Genomic DNA, 16,302 nt, shown 5'->3' on the forward strand with positions numbered 1-16,302 from the left:
AGGCAGAGGCCCGCATGTGCCCCCGTGCGGGCCTCGACACTCGCGCGTCAGGCCGGGACGTCTCCCAGACGGTTGGCCCAGCCCATCCGCTCCAGCGCCACCCGCAAGAGCGGCTGTCCCTTCTCCACGACCTCGTACTGCAGCAGCTCGGCGGTGTCCTCATTGATGATCATCCGGAACTCCACCCCGTCGTACCCCGCCGTCGAGAGGGCGACCCCGGTGCGCCCCACCGCGTCGGTGACCCGGCCCCGCGAGGTGATGCCGTCCTGGCCGGCCAGCACCTTGAACAGGGCGGAGCGGGTGCCGGGCGTGATCGGCGCGGTCATCAGGTCCACGCCCGTCTGCCACAAGTAGACGCCTCTGTCGAGCCGGGCGCTGTTGGGGCTCTGCTTGAACAGGGCGTCCAGGCGGCGCCGCAACGCGTTCTCGTCGGTGGGCAGCCGCGCGATGTTCTGGATCGTCAGAGTCGGGTTGTCGATCGACAGGATCCGCTCGCTGCTGTCGTCGCGAGTGGTGGGCCTCTTCTCCGCCAGGGCGGGTGAGCCGGCGGCCTTCCAGTCGGCCTCGTCCTGCGGGGAGCCGAAGGTGACGCTCACGTCCGGGTCTCGTACGAAGCGACTGGCCGCGCCCGGCTTCATCGCGCGCCAGGTGTCCTGTGTGTCGGTGGTGAACGCCAGGTACGGCAGCTCGGATTGCTTGAGCTCGGTGATCTTCCCGGTGATCTCCTTGCGCAGGGCGGCGAGCTCGTCCGGCTTGTCCTTGAGCTCTTTCTCCTTTCGCTGCTGCTCTGCCAGCAGGGCCTTGATCTGGGCCATGTAGTCGCCCGGCACGACGTGCACCTTCGCGAAGGTGCGCTCGCGGACGTACCAGTAGCGGCCGGAGGTGGCCGGCGCACGCACCGCGGTCACGGCCGCCGCGAGCAGGAACGTGCGGGCGTCCACCGGCTCGGCCGCGATCGCGGTCCGCGCGGTGGAAGCCGTGGTGGAAGCCGTGGTGGGAGACGTGGTGGGAGACGTGGTGGCGATCGGGAGAGCAGTGCCTGAGCCGGTCACGACGATCACGGCCGCCGCGGCCACTCCGGCCGCGGCCGTGCCCGCGACCAGCAGGAACGGAGCCGGGATCCGGCGTCGGGACGAGTGCGCGGAGCGGGGCGTCCGGAAGGCGGCGGCCAGGTCGGCCGCGCGGCGCCGCCGGTGGGCCTCTTCTGTCATCTCGTCCAGCTCCATCGGCTTGAGCTGGGCGAACAAGCGGTCGGTCATGTCATTCTCCGAGTGGTGGGGTGCTGCGGGCATCAGGTCTCTGGGCTCTCTTGGAACCGGCCACCGGCCGTCCGTGCTGAACGTGGGCGCGTGCCGCCCGGCTCCAGGCGCAGCGCGGTGGCGAGCCGTTTGCGCGCGCGATGGAGTCGCACGTTGTACGTCCGGATCGAACAGCCCATGACGGCGGCCGCCTGCTCGGGCGGCAGGCCGTACCAGGTGGCGAACACCATCGCCTCCACGTCCTGCTCCGGCAGGGCCGACAGCGCGGCCAGCGCGCTCTCCCTGTCGATGACGTGGTCGGCCACGTCCCAGCCGACATGGTCGCGCGAGGTGGTCAGCGCCGTGATCCGGTCGACCAGAGCCTGCCGGCGGTGGCGGGAGTCGCGCTGTTTGGCCAGCAGGTTGCGCGCCACGCCGAGCAGCCACGGCAGCGGCGGCTCGGGCAGGTCGTTCAGCCGCCGCCAGGCGACGAGGAACGTCTCACTGGAGACGTCCTCGGCCGCGTCACGCTCGGCGCGCAGCAGCGCGTAGCCGAGCACGCTCCGGTAGTGCCGGTCGTAGAGGTCGGTGAATCGTTCTTGAGGATCGTCCACACCCAGTAGTCCCTCCGGCCGCTCCCGGATTACCGCACCCCACCCGGAATCTTGTCAGCCGGCCGGTTTGCGGGCCCAGAACAGGGCGTGCCCGCTGTCCCCTTCCGGGACGAACGCCTCCGAGGTGACCTCCAGCCCAGCTTCCCGCAGCCAGGTCCGGTAGGTGGCCGCGTCCGCGTGGCTCCACCACATCGTCGTGGCGCCGCCGAGCCAGCCGCCCTCGGTACCGGTCCAGGACTCCCAGCCGGTGGTGACCAGGAGCAGGCCCGAGGGCCGCAGCCAGGCGGCGACGCGCCCGATGAGCGCGGGCTGGCGCTCCAGCGGCATGTGGATGAGGGCGTACAGGCACACAACCGCGTCGAAGGAGGCGTCCGGCAGGTCGAGGGCCGTGGCGTCGCCCCGGACGAAGGTGGCGGCGGGCACGAGACGCCGGGCCCGCTCGATCTGGACGTCACTGAGGTCGACGCCCGTCACGTCGTGCCCGGCCGCGGCCAGCGAGCGGGCGACGGGAACCCCGCAGCCGCAACCGAGATCCAGCACGCGGGCCCGTGGCGGCAGCCGGGAATGGAGCTCTTCGAGCCACGGCGCGTATTCGCCGTCGTCGTCCTCGTCGCCCCGGTAGTGGTAGGACAGCGCGTCGTAGCCGCGCCGGACCAGATCGGTTTCCTCGCTCATGCGGGTCAGGTTATGAGCCGGAGTGGATCACGTGCCAGGAGTCGGCGGGCCGGCCGAGGACTGACCCACCTGCTACTTCGGAGCTACGCCATGGGTGCACTCCCCAGGGGGAAGCCGACCACAAGGGGTGATCCGTAGCTTCGCCGTCATGGCATCCTCCCAGCTCATCCAGCGGATCGAGGCGTCCACGCCGGCCGGCCGCGACCGGGGCGTCGACGCGCTGCGCGCCCTGGCGATCCTCGGGGTGGTGCTCGGCCACTGGCTGGTGACCGCCGTGGTCGTCGGCGACGGCACGGTACGCGCCGCCAGCCCGCTCAAGCACCTGCCCGAGCTCAGCCCCGTCTCCTGGGTGTTCCAGACTATGGCGGTGTTCTTCCTGGTGGGTGGGCAGGTGGGGGCGAAGGGTTACACGAGCGCCCGCGCTCGCGGCATCACGTATGGGCGGTGGCTCGGCGGGCGGATGGCCCGGCTGTTCCGGCCGGTCGTGGCCGTGCTGGTGGTGTGGGCCGTGGTCGCGGGCGCGCTGCTGGCCTCCGGGGTCGCCCTGGACACCGTGCGCGTGCTGGTCAAGCTGGTGCTGTCGCCGATGTGGTTCCTGCTGGTGTTCGCGGCGCTGACGGCGCTGACCCCGCTGGTGGCCCGGCTGCATCCGCTGTGGCCGCTCGCCGCCGTCCTGCTCGGCGACCTGATCCGCTACGGCCTGGGCGGGCCGGCCTGGCTCGGCTGGGTCAACGTGGTGGCCGGGTGGCTGGTGCCGTACTGCCTCGGCGCGGCCTGGGCCCGGGGCGACCTAAGCGGCCGTGGGATGGGCTGGGCGCTGCTGCTCGGCGGCGCGGCCACCGCGGCCGGGCTCGTCCTGTGGGCGGGGTATCCGGCCGCCATGGTCGGGGTGCCCGGCGCCCCGGTCTCCAACCTCGACCCGCCCTCCCTGGCGGCCGTCTGCTTCGGCCTCGCCCAGTGCGGTGCGGCCCTGCTTCTCCGAGGCCCGCTGCGGCGGGCGCTGCGCCGCCCGGCCGCCTGGGCGGCGGTGGCGCTGGTGAACCTGTCGGCGATGACGATCTTCCTGTGGCACCAGACCGCGCTGATCACGGTCACTGTGGCCGGGCTCTTCGTGAGCGACGCGTTGCCCGGTCTGCACACCGCCCCGGACGACTTCGGCTGGGTGCTGGCCCGACTGGGCTGGCTGCCGGTGTTCGGGGTGGCGTTGCTGGTGTGCTGGGCCGTGGCCCGTACGTACGAGCAGGGACCGCCTGCGGTCAGGCGTGGACGCTTTCCCGGGCGGCGGCGTCACGTGGGTGCCGCAGCCCGGGGGCCAACGTCAGGGTGACCGCGACCGAGGCCGCCGCCAGCACCGTTATCGCCGTCGCAGGCGAGGTCAGCTGCGCGACGGCACCCGCGAGCGCGGCACTCACGCCCTGCATGGTGACCATCCCCGAGGAGTGCAGCCCCAGGGCGTGCCCGCTCAGCTCCTCCGGAGTCAGCGCCATCAGGCGCTCCTGGAGCAGCAGGCTCGCGGCGTACCCCGCCGAGGCGAGCACGATCGCCGCCACCGCGACGGGCAGCGCCGGGCGCAGGACGAAGATCAGGTACGGCAGGGCGAGCAGCAGGCACAGCGGCACCCGCAGCCGCTCCCTCCACAGCGGCGGCACGAACCGGCCGGCCACGACGTCACCGGCCAGCATGCCGAGCGCGGCACAGGCGAACAGGAGTCCCGCCTGCTCGGGCGCGTACGGCACGAAAAGGGACTCGCAGCCGACGATCAACCCGTTGGGCACCCACATGGCGAGGTAGACGTAGCGGCGCGGCTTGGCCGACCACAGCCGGGCGTTGTCCCGCCAGGTGTCGGTGATCGACGGCCGTCCGGCGGCCCGCGGCGGCCGGCGGCTGAGGCCGAAGCGGGCCACGGCCGCCGCGGTGAGGTACAGGGCCGCGCCGGTCAGGAGCGCGCCGCGCGGCGACAGGACGGCCACGAGCACACCGCCGAGCGCGTACCCGCAGATCTGCACGGCGCCGTCGGACATGTTGAACATCGAGCGGCCGAGCAGGTACCCCTCCCGCGTGAGGATCTCGTTGAGCAGTCCGTAGCGCACTCCCCCGCCCAGCGAGGCGATCAACCCCTGTCCCAGCAGCAGCGTGAAGACGGCCCACACCGACAGCCCCGGAACGGCCTGCGCGGCGGTGACGAGGCCGAAGACCAGCGCCAGACCCGTCAGCGCGGCCCGCGGCGGTAACCGGTCGGCCGCCGACAGCAGCGTGGCCGCTCCGATCACCTGAACCAGGGCCGGGCCGAACATGGCCAGAGCCGACAGCAGCGGCGACCCGGTCGCCGAGTAGATCAGCGTTCCCAGGGCCAGCCCGCTCACCGTGTGGCCGGCCCCCTGTGCGGCGGCGGTCAGGAACAGCGGCGTGAACTCCGGCGTCCGGAAAAGCTCGCGATAGGTGCGCATGGCGGAAAGTGTCCGGGGCCGTGTCGGCGGGGCGTTAATGTTTCGCAGGGAGGCGAAACCATGGGCTGGTGGCAGGTCAACGCGGACACGCTCGCGGGCAGCCGGTTCGTCGTCTCAACCCTGGCCGAGGCCATCGCGAGCCTGAAGACCCTGGAGCGGGGCACGGCCGCGCATCCGGGTGAGCGCGCGTGGCTCGACGCCCACCTGCCCGCCTACCGCGCCCGGCAGGCCAGTGACCCGATCACCACGCTGCTCATCCGGGCCGCCCTGGGCCGCAGCTGGAACGCCGACTTCCTCACCCCCACGCCCTCCGACGACGCCGAGCCCGTCTTCGAGCAGGAGCTCGCACGCATCCGCGACACACCGCCCGAGGCCGCCCGCGCGGACCTGACCGTGTCGCTCGGCGGTCCCCTGCCCGCCCGGCTCCACCGCGGCGACCTGCCGCAACGCACCGCCGACGTGCTGGAGTGGGTGTGGACGCAGGCGGTGCTCCCCTCATGGCCGCGCCGCCGGCGGATCATCGAGGCCGATGTCATCGCCCGCACCGCGCGGCTGAGCCAGGGCGGCTGGGCGGCGACCCTCGACGACATGCGCCCCGGCATGCGCTGGCTGGGCGAGAACCGGCTGCAGATCAGCACGTACGACTACCCGCCGCGCGAGCTGTCCGGGGCGCGGCTGATGTTCGTCCCCGTCACCCCGAGCCAGACCTGGGTCTCGTGGGACACGGCGCACCGGCACGCCGTGGTGTACCCGTGCTCCGGGGCGCTGGCCGAATCCGGTCGCGCGCCGGTGCCCGAGGCGCTGGGCAGGCTGCTCGGGCCCGCGCGGGCCAACGTCCTGATGCTGCTCGACACCCCGAAGAGCACGACCCAGCTCGTCGCGCTGACCGGTCAGGGCCTGGGCTCGGTGGGCCGGCACCTCAAGGTCCTGCTCGACTCCCGGCTGGTACGACGCCGGCGGGCCGGGCGGTCGGTGTTCTATGACCGTACGGACGCCGGGCAGATGCTGGTGAGCGCGCAGTCAGGCGGCTGAGGTGTTTGCCGTTGTGGCAAGGTGGATTTCATGGACGATGACGGGCCGGCCCTGGACGGCGTTCTGCATGCCGTCGGGCCGCGGCTGCGGAACCTGCGCCAGCAGCGCGGAGCCACCCTGACCGAGCTGTCGGAGTCGACCGGCATCTCGATCAGCACGTTGTCGCGGCTGGAGTCCGGGCAGCGCCGACCGACCTTGGAGCTGTTGCTGCCTCTGGCGCGCGCCCATCAGGTGACACTGGACGAGCTCGTCGACGCGCCGCCCACCGGGGACCCGCGCGTGCAGCTGCGCTCGTTCCAGCGTTTCGGCTCCACCTTCATCCCGCTCACTCGCCGGCCCGGCGGGCTCCAGGCGTTCAAGCAGGTCATGCCGCCGAACTGGCCCGGCACCGAGCCCGATCCCCGCGTACACGAGGGCTATGAGTGGCTTTACGTCCTGGCCGGGCGGCTGCGCCTGGTCCTCGGCGAGCACGACGTGATCCTGACGCCCGGCGAGGTGGCCGAGTTCGACACGCGTATCCCGCACTGGTTCGGCAACGCCGGCCCCGAGCCGGTCGAGCTGCTGTCGCTCTTCGGCCCGCAGGGCGAACGCCTCCACGTCCGCGCCCAGCCCACCGGGAAGTGAACGGTCCACGTCATGTGCTCGCGGCGCGCCGCTTCGCCGCGAGTGTCTCGCGCCAGTGCTCGGCCAGCTGAACCATGTCCTCGCTCGTGTGCTTGAGGAACTGACCCACATACTCTGACCGGGCGCCGGCGGGTGTGGTGGCGCCCAGGATCTCGGCTCCCTCCAGGGCGGTGTTGGCCAGCATGAGGTTTCTCTGCGCGCTCATCAGGAACGCCTGGTACCAGACGTCGTCGTCGATGATGTAGCGCTCACGCCGCCGCCGGGCGTCGCGCTCGCGCCTGATCAGCCCCTGCTCCTCGAGGTAAGCGACGGCCATGGAGATCGACGCTGGGCTGACCCGTAGCCGCTGGACCAGCTCGGCGGCGGTGAGGCTGCCGCTGTCGGTGACGTACAGGCAGCTCAGCACTCTGGCGATCATTCGCGGGAGTCCCTGCTGGACCAGCAGCGCCGTGACGCGTTCGGTGAAGTCGTGCACCGCTTTGGAGTCGCGTCCGTATGCGGCGGTGGCGGCGGGCGCGGCCGGCGCCGAGGGGGTCCGGCGCCGGCGCGCGCGCCCTTCGGTCGCCTGATGCGCCTGATCGGCCCGATAGCCGCCCGACCCGCCGTTGCGCATGACCTCCCGCGTGATGGTCGACGTCGGCCGGCCGAGGCTCCTGGCGATCTCGGCGTAGGTGAGCCCATCGGCCAGTCCCGCGGCGATCTGCCGGCGGTCCTGGTTGGTCAGCCTGCCTCCTGGCATCTGTCTTCGCCTCCTGCGGCTCGATCCGATGGACATTATTGCGTTCGCCTGCACCCCATTGCAACTTGGTAGTTGCATTCAGGTGCAGAACCATTGCAATTCTTACCGCCTTTAATCAGTTAAAACGCCGAAATGTCGATTGGATACATTGACATTTATATTGAACGCAACGTAGCTTTTGGTGAGTTCTAAAGGCGTACTATCGCGACTGGAAGGGGTAAAGATGACCGACCTGGCAGGGCTTCCCATGACGCGCCCCGCAGGCTGTCCCTTCGACCCGCCCGAGGAGCTGACGCGGCGGCGGCCGCTGAGCCGGCTGGCCTTCCCCGACGGGCACATGGGCTGGCTGGTCACCGGCCACGCCCTGGTCCGCGCGGTGATGGCCGACCCCCGCTTCAGCTCGCGGCGCGAGCTCATGCGCTCCCCGGTACCCGAAGCGGGCACCATGGACCAGCCCCCGCCCGCGCCGCCCGGGATGTTCATCGGGATGGACCCGCCCGAGCACACCCGATACCGCGGCCTGCTCACCGCGAAGTTCACCGTCCGCCGGATGCGCCTGCTCACCGAGCGCGTCGAGCAGATCACCGCCGAGCTCCTGGACGCCATGGAACGGCACGGTCCGTCGGTGGACCTGGTGACGGCGTACGCGCAACCCATCCCCGCGCTGATGATCTGCGAGCTGCTCGGTGTCCCCTCTGCCGGTCGCGAGTCCTTCCAGCGTCACGCGGCGACGGTGAACGACAACGACACCACGCTGGAAGAGCGCTACGGCGCCTTCGCCGCGCTGCAGGAGACCCTGTGCGAGCTCGTACTCGCCAAGCGCGCCGAACCCACCGACGACCTGCTCAGCGACCTGACCACCGGCGACCTGACCGATGAGGAGCTCACCAACATCGGGGTGCTGCTGCTGGGCGCCGGTCTCGACACCACCGCCAACATGCTCGCTCTGGGCACCTTCGCCCTGCTGTCCCACCCCGCCCAGCTCGCCGCCCTGCGCGCCGACCCGGGCATCACCGACCAGGCCGTCGAGGAACTGCTGCGCTACCTGAGCATCGTCCACAGCGGGATGCGGACGGCGCTGGAAGACGTCGAGCTGGACGGTCAGCTGATCAAGGCGGGTGACACGGTCGTCGTCTCGGCCCTGGCCGCCAACCGCGACCCGGCGAAGTTCGCCGACCCCGACACCCTCGACCTGCGCCGGAACGCCGCCGGGCACACCTCCTTCGGCCACGGCGTCCACCAGTGCCTCGGCCAGCAGCTGGCCCGCGTCGAGATGCGGGTCGCCTTCCCCGCGCTGGTCACGCGGTTCCCTACGCTGCGCCTGGCCATCCCGCCGGAGGACGTGCCGCTGCGCGCCCACTCGGATGTGTACGGCGTGCACCGGCTACCGGTCACCTGGGACGAGGTGTGACCGATGGAAAAGATCTTCTCGCTCACCCGCACGGCCCGCGTGATCGTCAGCATGGCGACGGTGGCGGCGAGCATCATGGCGGCCCCCGAGACGTCCTCGGCGGCCATCGCCCCCGGCCATGCCGAGGTCCAGCGTGCGCTCGACCGGGCCGTGACCGAAGGCGGTCTTCCCGGCATCCTCGCCGAGGTCCGTGACGGCCGCCGGTCCTGGTTCGGCTCGGCGGGGGTGGCCGATACCCGAACCGGTCGAAAGCGCCTGCCGCAGGAGCGGTTCCGCATCGGGAGCGCCAGCAAGGCGTTCACGGCGACGGTGATCCTTCAACTCTCGGCCGAACACCGGCTGAGCCTCGACGACCCGGTCGAGAAGTGGCTGCCCGGGGTGGTGAAAGGCAACGGCAACGACGGCGGCGAGATCACCATCAGGCAGCTGCTCAACCACTCCAGCGGAATCTTCAACTACGGCAATGACGAGGAAGCGTTCGCCAAATTCGTGGGTCCGGAGTTCTTCAAGCACCGCTACGAGAAGTACCGTCCGGAACAACTCGTGGAGATCGCCATGTCCCATCCACCCTACTTCGGGCCGGGCCAGGGCTTCGGGTACTCCAACACCAACTACATCCTCGCCGGAATGATCATTGAACGGGTGACCGGCCGGACGCTCGCCGGCGAGATCTCGCGGCGGATCGTCCGCCCGCTGGCTCTGACCGGGACGTACTTGCCGGGCGACGACACGGTGATCCGCGGGCCACACGCGCGGCACTACTCGACCCTGTTCGTCACCGGCCCCGACGCCAAGGTCTACGACGTGACCGAGATGAACGCGTCCACGGGCTGGGCAGCCGGCGGCATGGTGTCGACGGTCAGGGATCTCGACCGGTTCGTCAGCGCGCTGCTGCGCGGCCTGCTTCTCGCGCCCGCCGAGCAGCGGGAGATGTTCACCACCGTCTCGACAGGGGGCGGATGGATCCCCAACACCACGTACGGGCTGGGCGTCTTCTCGCAGAAGCTGTCGTGCGGCGTGACGGTGTGGGGTGCCGCGGGCGCCATCAGCGGCTCGTATTCGTACGCGATGGGCAGCCGCGATGGCAAGCGCATGGTAGTGAGCAATGTGAACGGCGACTGGAACAACCCGATCGGCACACTCACCGACGTGCTTCAGTCGGAGTTCTGCCCAGCCGATCCGGCCTGAGCGGCTTCACGAGGCGTTGACGTCCTGAGCGAGGTGGTGGTCAGACCCAGACGGGCAGTTGGGTGTAGCGGGCGCCGAAGCCGCCACTCGGCAGGATCTGGGCGATCGCCTCCAGGTCGACGCTGGTCAGGGTGAGGTCGGCGGCGGCGGTGTTCTCCGCCACGCGCTGAGGGCCGCGGGTGCCGGGGATCGGCACGATGTCCTCGCCCTGGGCGAGGATCCAGGCCAGCGCCAGCTGGGCGACGGTCGCGTCCTTGGAGGCGGCCAGCTCGGTCAGCTGCCGTACGGCCTCCAGGTTCTTCTCGAAGTTGCCGGGCTGCCAGCGCGGGTCGTTGTTGCGCATGTCGGTGGCGTCGTAGCCGCCGGCGGGCTGGGCGGTGCCGGTGAGGAAGCCGCGGCCCAGCGGGGAGTAGGCCACGAACCCGATGCCGAGCTCCCGCAGAACTCCGAACAACTGCTCCACCTCGCGCTCGAACAGCGAGTACTCGGTCTGCAGGACCGACACCGGCTGTACGGCGTGGGCCTTGCGCAGAGTCTGCGGGCCCGCCTCCGACAGGCCGAAGTACTTCACCTTGCCCGCCTCGATGAGTTCCTTCACGGTCCCGGCGACGTCCTCGATCGGCACCTGGGGGTCGACGCGGTGCTGGTAGAGCACGTCGACGTGGTCGACGCCGAGATGGCGCAGGCTGTTGTCGAGCACCTCGCGGATGTGCTCGGGGCGGGAGTCGGTGCCGTACTCGCGGGTGAAGCCGAACTTCGTCGCGATCGTGATGTCGTCCCGGAACGGCGCGACGACCTTGCCGACGAGCTTCTCGTTGGCGCCCCAGCCATAGAGCTCGGCGGTGTCGAAATGGGTGACGCCCAGCTCGTAGGCGCGCTGGATCGCCGCGACCCCTTCGGCGTCGTCGCCGGGTCCGTAGGCGAAGGAGATGCCCATCGCGCCGTAACCGATGGCCGAGGTGACCAGACCTTGGCGGCCCAGAGTGCGCTGCTGCATGGCGGATCCCTCCACAAAGGCAAAACCAAACCGTTTGGTATTGACCCGCTCACACTACTCCGCACACCCACCAGGTCAAACCGAACGGTTCGGTTCACTAAGGTGAAAGGCATGGCGAGTACCGACTCCACCCGCGACCGCATCGTCGCCGCCGCCCAGGCCGAGTTCGCCCGGCACGGGATCGCCGGCGCGCGGGTCGACCGGATCGCCAAAGCCGCCCGCAGCAGCAAGGAACGCGTCTATGCGTACTTCCGCAGCAAGGAGGAGCTCTACGGGTACGTGGCGGCACAGGAGTTGGTGGTGGCCGCCGAGGCCATCCACCTGGACCCGGCCGACCTGCCCGCCTACGCGGGGCAGATGTTCGACTACTTCGCCGCCCACCCCGACCGCTACCGGTTCGTCAGCTGGGGACGTCTGGAACTGGGCGCCGGGCCCGCCGACGGCACGCCCGACCCCTACAGCCAGGCCATTCTCGGCAAGATCGAGACGATCCGCCGCGCTCAGCAGGCCGGCGACCTCGACCCCGTCTGGGACCCGGTCGACGTGATGTCCCTGGTCACCCAGATCGCACACGCCTGGATCGGGCAGCCGGAATTCGCCGCCCTCGCCCAGCGCGCCGCTGCCGACCCCTCCCTCGCCGCCCGCCGCGCCGCCGTCGTCCGCGCCGTCCAGACCCTCTTTCCACCGGCCCCGCGGCCGGGCAGCGCCCCAAGCTAGAGCGGTCTCCCGGGTGGTGGGGGCCCCATCCCGGCGAACAGAGCGTCGAGGATCCGGTCGACGTACTCATGGGTCAGTTCTTCCTGAGTGATCAGGAGCTGGAAGTACAGCGGGCCGGACAGGATCGCCATCGCCAGGTCGAGGTCGAAGCCGGGTGACAGCTGGCCCTGGTCGCGGGCGGCCCTCAGCCGGGCGACGGTCTTGTCCGCCTGCGGGGTGATGAGGCGCTCGTTGAGCGTGGCGGCGACCTGGGGATCGTGCTGGGCCTCGCCGATCAGGGCCTTGAGCAAGGGGCCGAAGGGTGGCCCGGCCAGCAGATCGACGGCCGCGTAGATCTGCGTGCGCAGGTCGGCGACGATGTCGCCGGTGTCGGGATAGTCCAGGCCGGACTTGTTCAGCGACAACAGCGAGTCGAGCAGCAGGGCTCCCTTGGATGACCATCGGCGGTAGATGGTCTGCTTGCTCGCGCCCGCACGGGCGGCGACCGCTTCAATGCTCAGTTTGGCGTAGCCGATCTCCTGGCCGAGCTCCAGCGTGGTCCGCATGATGGCTTCGGTCCGGTCGGCGCCGCGACGGTGGGGAGTATCGGTCATGCCACCACCTTATCGGTACGGTACGGTCCGTACTTGACATCACAAGTCCCGAATCGACATCATCATATCGGCACGGTGCGTTCCGTACTGATAAGAGCGGCCAGGTCGACGCCCGTCCCCGAGGACTACAAGGGATGTGTCCTGAGGTCTGACGTTCTCCAAATCCACCGCCACCACTTCGGAGAGAAAACGATTTGTGATGCCCATTCCTGCCGATCCGAGCGTGGTGCATCCCATGCCCGAACAGCCGCGGGTGGCGCTGCTGAAACCGCTGGTCACCTCGCCGCTGATCGAGGTCGGGGAGTTCTCGTATTACGACGACTCGGATGATCCGACCGCGTTCGAGACTCGCAACGTGCTCTACCACTACGGGCCGGAAAAGCTGGTCATCGGGAAGTTCTGCGCGCTGGGCGAGGGGGTGCGGTTCATCATGAACGGGGCCAACCACCGCATGGACGGGCCCTCGACGTTCCCTTTCCCGATCATGGGCGGTTCCTGGGCCGAGCACTTCGACCTCATCACCGGCCTGCGCGGACGCGGTGACACCGTGGTCGGCCACGACGTCTGGCTCGGCTACGCGTCCATGGTGATGCCCGGCGTCCGCATCGGCCACGGAGCGATCATCGCCAGCGGCTCCGTCGTCGTCGACGACGTCCCCGACTATGGCATCGTCGGCGGCAACCCGGCCAGGCTCATCCGCCGCCGCTACAGCGACGCCGACATCAACCGCTTTTTGGCGGTGGCCTGGTGGGACTGGCCGCTCCAGCACATCACCGACCACATCCGCACGATCATGTCCGGCGGCATCGACGACCTGGAGAAGACGGCGCCCGCCCTCAGCACATGAGAATCGAGCGAGATCACTCGATCCATCGCCAGCCACTGGCCGACATCTGACTCCCCTTTCAAAGCTCCAGCCCTTCGGAATCGAGCTATCAGCATGCCTGCTTCGTCCCACCCCAACCCGTTCGCCGGCTGGCTTCGCGGCCATGCCGCCCCGCTCACCCACCTCGACCCTGAGGCGCCGCTCGATGACCTGGAGCCGCTAGGCGACATCATCGGCGACGCCCGCGTCGTCGCGATCGGTGAGAACTCCCACTTCATCCATGAGTTCTCGCTCATGCGCCGGCGCATGCTGCGGTTCCTGGCCGAGCGCTGCGGTTTCACCGTCCTGGCCTTCGAGTACGGCTTCAGCGAAGGCTTCCCCCTGGACGCCTGGGCCCAGGGAGAGGGGGCGGACGATGAGCTGGCGGCCCATCTCGCCGCGGCGATCCCCGTGGGCGTCGATGAGCCGCTGCGCTGGATGCGCCGGCACAACACCACAGCCACGGCGCCGGTGCGTTTCGCCGGCATCGACATCCCGGCGGCCGGCGGATCCTTGCTGCCCGCCCTGGCCCCGGTCGCCGACTACCTGCGCGAGATCGATCCCGAAGTCCTACCGGTGATCCAGCAGGCGATGCGGATCGCCGAGTCGTTCGCCGGCGCCTCCGCGGCCTCGGCCGCTCCGGCCTGGACCCGGCTGGCCGCCGCCGAGCAGGACGCTCTCAGCGCGATCCTGATGCGCCTGCTCATCCGGTTTCGTGCCGTTGAGCTGCTGTATGTCTCCCGTGGCGACCAGCCCAGCTACGACATCGCCCTGCGCCGCCTCGAGGCCGCCTGCCACGCCGACTACGGCTTCCGTGCCATGGCCGGCCTGTTCGCCGGCAACGGCCTGACCGCCGACACCTCGGCCCGCGACGTCTACATGGCCGGGTCGATCCTGTGGCACCTGGAGCGCTTCGAACCCGGGACCCGCATCGTGCTGGCGGCCCACAACGCCCACATCCAACGGACGCCGGTCTCCTTCAACGGCCACCTCACCGGGCTGCCCATGGGACAGCACCTGCACAACCGGCTGGGCGATGAATACGTCGCCCTCGCCCTGACCAGCGTCACCGGGCAGACCGCCGACATGCGCCCCGACGAGAACGCGCGCTTCGGCTTCGCCATCGACGACACCGCGCTGCGGCCGCCCGAGCCGGGCAGCATCGAGGCCGCCTTCGCCGACGCCGATCTCGGGCTCAGCATCGCCGACCTCCGGCGCGCCCGCCACGAGACCGGCCCTGCCGCGGCCCCCGACCGCATCCGGATCCAGAGCGCCTACCTGCACACCCCCGTCCTCGACGCGTTCGACGGCATCCTCAGCACCCCGACCTCCACTGTGGCCGACGATGTCGCACGTTGAGAAGCGGCCTGGAAGCGAACGACACGAGGGAAGGGCCATCGGTGTGCGGCATCACGCCCACCCCGTCGTCCAGGAGATCGCCGGCCAGCGGCAAGATCCTGGCCGTGCCGCAGCGTTGTCAGCCGAAGCCAGAACCCCCGAAGAAAGCCCGCGAGAGGATTGGCCAATGATGGACGCCGACGTGATCATTGTGGGTGCCGGCCCGACCGGCCTGATGCTGGCCGCCGAACTGCGCCTGGCCGGGGTGCGGCCACTGGTGCTGGAGCGGCAGCCGCGGCGCCGACAAACCCCGAAAGCCGGTGGTCTGGGCGGGCAGATCCTGGAGCTGCTGCGCTACCGGGGCCTGCTGGAACGCTTCGAAGTCGCCTGCACCGACCCTGTCCCGGCGCCCCGCTTCCCCTTCGGCGGGGTGCACCTGGACCTCACCCAGCTGGCCGATCCCCCGCTGCACGCCCTGCCGCTGCCGCAGCAACTGCTTGAACGGCTCCTGGACGAACGCGCCGGCGAACTCGGCGCGGACGTCCGCCGCGGGCACGAGGTGAGCGGGGTGAGCCAGGACGAGGCCGCGGTGACCGTGGACGTACGGGGCCCGGACGGACCGTACCGGGTGAACGCCCACTACCTTGTGGGGTGTGACGGCGCGCGCAGCCGGGTCCGCGACCGGGCCGGCATCGGCTTTCCCGGCACCGTCTATCCGGAGGTCAACCGGCTGGCCCAGGTGACCCTGCCCGAGACGGTGACCGTACTCGGCAACGGCGATCTCGACGTGCCCGGCTTCGGCACCATCCGCGCGGGTTTCACCCGGACCGACCATGGCCTGTTCGGCTGCGGCTCCTCGCCCGGCACCCAGATCGTCTCGCTCTACACCATCGAGGACGAAAGCACCGAATACGACGACGACCTACCGATGACGGTGGCCGAACTGCAGGACAGCATCCGCCGCGTGCTCGGCGCAGAGCTGCCCGTGGAACAGGCGCACCGGCTGTCGCGCTTCACCTTCAAAGCCCGCCAGGCCGAACGCTACCGGCACAAGCGGATCCTGCTGGCCGGTGACGCGGCGCACCTGTTCCCGGCCACCGGAGTGGCACTCAACGCCGGCATGCTCGACGCGGTCAACCTGGCCTGGAAACTGGCCGCCGACCTCCACGGCCGGGCACCGACCGGCCTGCTGGACACCTACCACACCGAACGCCACCACGCCGGCGCCCGTACCATGCTGCACACCCGAGCCCAGGTCGCGCTACGGCGCGGGCACGACGCGGCCGCCGAAGCCCTACGGGAGGTCTTCCAGGAGTTGCTCACCGACGAACAGCCGCTGCGCCGCATGGGAGCACTGGTCGCCGGCACCGACATCCGCTACCCGATGCCCGGCACCAGCCCCCACCCGCTGGCCGGCACCTTCGCCCCCAACCTCGCCCTGCACACCGACCAGGGCACGACCAGCCTCGCCAACCTCCTGCACCCTGCCCGGCCGATCCTGCTCGACCTCGCCGACCGCCCAGAACTCCGCCAAACCGCCAGGGACTGGCGGCAACGCGTCGACATCCACACCGCCAAGACCGACAATCGACCGGCTGACGTGCTGCTGATCAGGCCGGACGCCCACATCGCCTGGGCCGCTACCCTCGACGAACCCGCCGGCGACGCCGTGCCCGCGCTGCGCGAAGCACTCTCCGGCTGGTTCGGCGCACCCTGAATTCGGCGGCGCGAGGTTGTCACTTCAGGTGTGTAAAGATCGTTCCTGAGAGCTTGAGAGCGGTCTTTACCTGATGCGGCCTGGATAGGCGATGTCGAGTTCGATGA

At 70.3% G+C, this 16,302-nt stretch carries 16 protein-coding genes; 9 read left to right on the plus strand and 7 right to left on the minus strand.

Annotation, left to right across the window (positions count from 1 at the left end; all coding sequences use genetic code 11):
- Positions 1–47 precede the first annotated feature (47 nt).
- The 3 genes from AB0L53_RS52835 to AB0L53_RS52845 are packed head-to-tail and all read right to left on the minus strand — an operon-like array spanning position 48 to position 2,527.
- Positions 48–1,259: a hypothetical protein gene (locus AB0L53_RS52835; RefSeq protein ID WP_364012564.1), complete on the minus strand. Its 1,212-nt coding sequence runs from the start codon at positions 1,257–1,259 to the stop codon at positions 48–50.
- A 32-nt stretch (positions 1,260–1,291) separates the two neighbouring features.
- Positions 1,292–1,852: a sigma-70 family RNA polymerase sigma factor gene (locus AB0L53_RS52840; RefSeq protein ID WP_364012567.1), complete on the minus strand. Its 561-nt coding sequence runs from the start codon at positions 1,850–1,852 to the stop codon at positions 1,292–1,294.
- Positions 1,853–1,906: 54 nt separating this feature from the next.
- Positions 1,907–2,527 (minus strand): class I SAM-dependent methyltransferase, encoded by a 621-nt coding sequence (locus tag AB0L53_RS52845; protein WP_364012570.1) that lies wholly within the window; start codon positions 2,525–2,527, stop codon positions 1,907–1,909.
- 148 nt (positions 2,528–2,675) lie between these two features.
- On the opposite strand from AB0L53_RS52845, the gene AB0L53_RS52850 reads away from it, so the two are divergent.
- On the plus strand, positions 2,676–3,854 hold the full coding sequence (locus AB0L53_RS52850; RefSeq protein ID WP_364012573.1) for an acyltransferase: 1,179 nt from the start codon (positions 2,676–2,678) through the stop codon (positions 3,852–3,854).
- Here the strand turns inward: AB0L53_RS52850 and AB0L53_RS52855 are convergent.
- A complete protein-coding gene (locus AB0L53_RS52855) occupies positions 3,784–4,974 on the minus strand; it encodes an MFS transporter (RefSeq protein WP_364012576.1) in 1,191 nt (396 codons plus the stop codon). The two genes, AB0L53_RS52850 and AB0L53_RS52855, sit on opposite strands and share 71 nt — an antisense overlap.
- Before the next feature lie 60 nt (positions 4,975–5,034).
- On the opposite strand from AB0L53_RS52855, the gene AB0L53_RS52860 reads away from it, so the two are divergent.
- Together AB0L53_RS52860 and AB0L53_RS52865 are read left to right on the plus strand one after the other, a co-directional pair.
- Complete coding sequence (locus AB0L53_RS52860) at positions 5,035–6,006, plus strand: transcriptional regulator (RefSeq protein WP_364012579.1); 972 nt, start codon at positions 5,035–5,037, stop codon at positions 6,004–6,006.
- A 30-nt stretch (positions 6,007–6,036) separates the two neighbouring features.
- Complete coding sequence (locus tag AB0L53_RS52865) at positions 6,037–6,630, plus strand: helix-turn-helix transcriptional regulator (RefSeq protein ID WP_364012582.1); 594 nt, start codon at positions 6,037–6,039, stop codon at positions 6,628–6,630.
- A gap of 10 nt (positions 6,631–6,640) precedes the next feature.
- Here AB0L53_RS52865 and AB0L53_RS52870 read toward each other — a convergent pair whose 3' ends face one another.
- Complete coding sequence (locus AB0L53_RS52870) at positions 6,641–7,369, minus strand: helix-turn-helix domain-containing protein (RefSeq protein WP_364012585.1); 729 nt, start codon at positions 7,367–7,369, stop codon at positions 6,641–6,643.
- Positions 7,370–7,592: 223 nt separating this feature from the next.
- Between AB0L53_RS52870 and AB0L53_RS52875 the strand changes: the two genes are divergently transcribed.
- Both AB0L53_RS52875 and AB0L53_RS52880 read left to right on the plus strand, forming a co-directional pair.
- Positions 7,593–8,780 (plus strand): cytochrome P450, encoded by a 1,188-nt coding sequence (locus tag AB0L53_RS52875; protein WP_364012588.1) that lies wholly within the window; start codon positions 7,593–7,595, stop codon positions 8,778–8,780.
- Positions 8,781–8,783: 3 nt separating this feature from the next.
- Positions 8,784–9,968: a serine hydrolase domain-containing protein gene (locus tag AB0L53_RS52880; RefSeq protein WP_364012591.1), complete on the plus strand. Its 1,185-nt coding sequence runs from the start codon at positions 8,784–8,786 to the stop codon at positions 9,966–9,968.
- A 40-nt stretch (positions 9,969–10,008) separates the two neighbouring features.
- On the opposite strand, the gene AB0L53_RS52885 is transcribed toward AB0L53_RS52880, so the two are convergent.
- The gene (locus AB0L53_RS52885) at positions 10,009–10,965 is read right to left on the minus strand and encodes an aldo/keto reductase (protein WP_364012594.1); all 957 of its coding nucleotides are present in this window, start codon (positions 10,963–10,965) and stop codon (positions 10,009–10,011) included.
- 111 nt (positions 10,966–11,076) lie between these two features.
- On the opposite strand from AB0L53_RS52885, the gene AB0L53_RS52890 reads away from it, so the two are divergent.
- Positions 11,077–11,682: a TetR family transcriptional regulator gene (locus AB0L53_RS52890; protein ID WP_364012597.1), complete on the plus strand. Its 606-nt coding sequence runs from the start codon at positions 11,077–11,079 to the stop codon at positions 11,680–11,682.
- Here AB0L53_RS52890 and AB0L53_RS52895 read toward each other — a convergent pair.
- Positions 11,679–12,275: a TetR/AcrR family transcriptional regulator gene (locus AB0L53_RS52895; RefSeq protein ID WP_364012600.1), complete on the minus strand. Its 597-nt coding sequence runs from the start codon at positions 12,273–12,275 to the stop codon at positions 11,679–11,681. The two genes, AB0L53_RS52890 and AB0L53_RS52895, sit on opposite strands and share 4 nt — an antisense overlap.
- 235 nt (positions 12,276–12,510) lie before the next feature.
- On the opposite strand from AB0L53_RS52895, the gene AB0L53_RS52900 reads away from it, so the two are divergent.
- From AB0L53_RS52900 to AB0L53_RS52910, 3 genes are all read left to right on the plus strand, one after another.
- Positions 12,511–13,122, plus strand: a complete 612-nt coding sequence (locus AB0L53_RS52900) for a CatB-related O-acetyltransferase (protein WP_364012603.1) — start codon at positions 12,511–12,513, stop codon at positions 13,120–13,122.
- A 93-nt stretch (positions 13,123–13,215) separates the two neighbouring features.
- Positions 13,216–14,499 carry an erythromycin esterase family protein gene (locus AB0L53_RS52905; protein ID WP_364012606.1) on the plus strand — a complete coding sequence of 428 codons (1,284 nt, stop codon included), beginning with the start codon at positions 13,216–13,218 and terminating at the stop codon, positions 14,497–14,499.
- 166 nt (positions 14,500–14,665) lie between these two features.
- Entirely contained in the window at positions 14,666–16,195 is a 1,530-nt protein-coding gene (locus AB0L53_RS52910; protein WP_364012609.1) for an FAD-dependent monooxygenase, read from the plus strand.
- Positions 16,196–16,302: the final 107 nt, after the last annotated feature.

Origin of the sequence: Nonomuraea sp. NPDC052129, from assembly GCF_040680095.1 — a bacterium.
Classification (GTDB): Bacteria; Actinomycetota; Actinomycetes; order Streptosporangiales; family Streptosporangiaceae; genus Nonomuraea.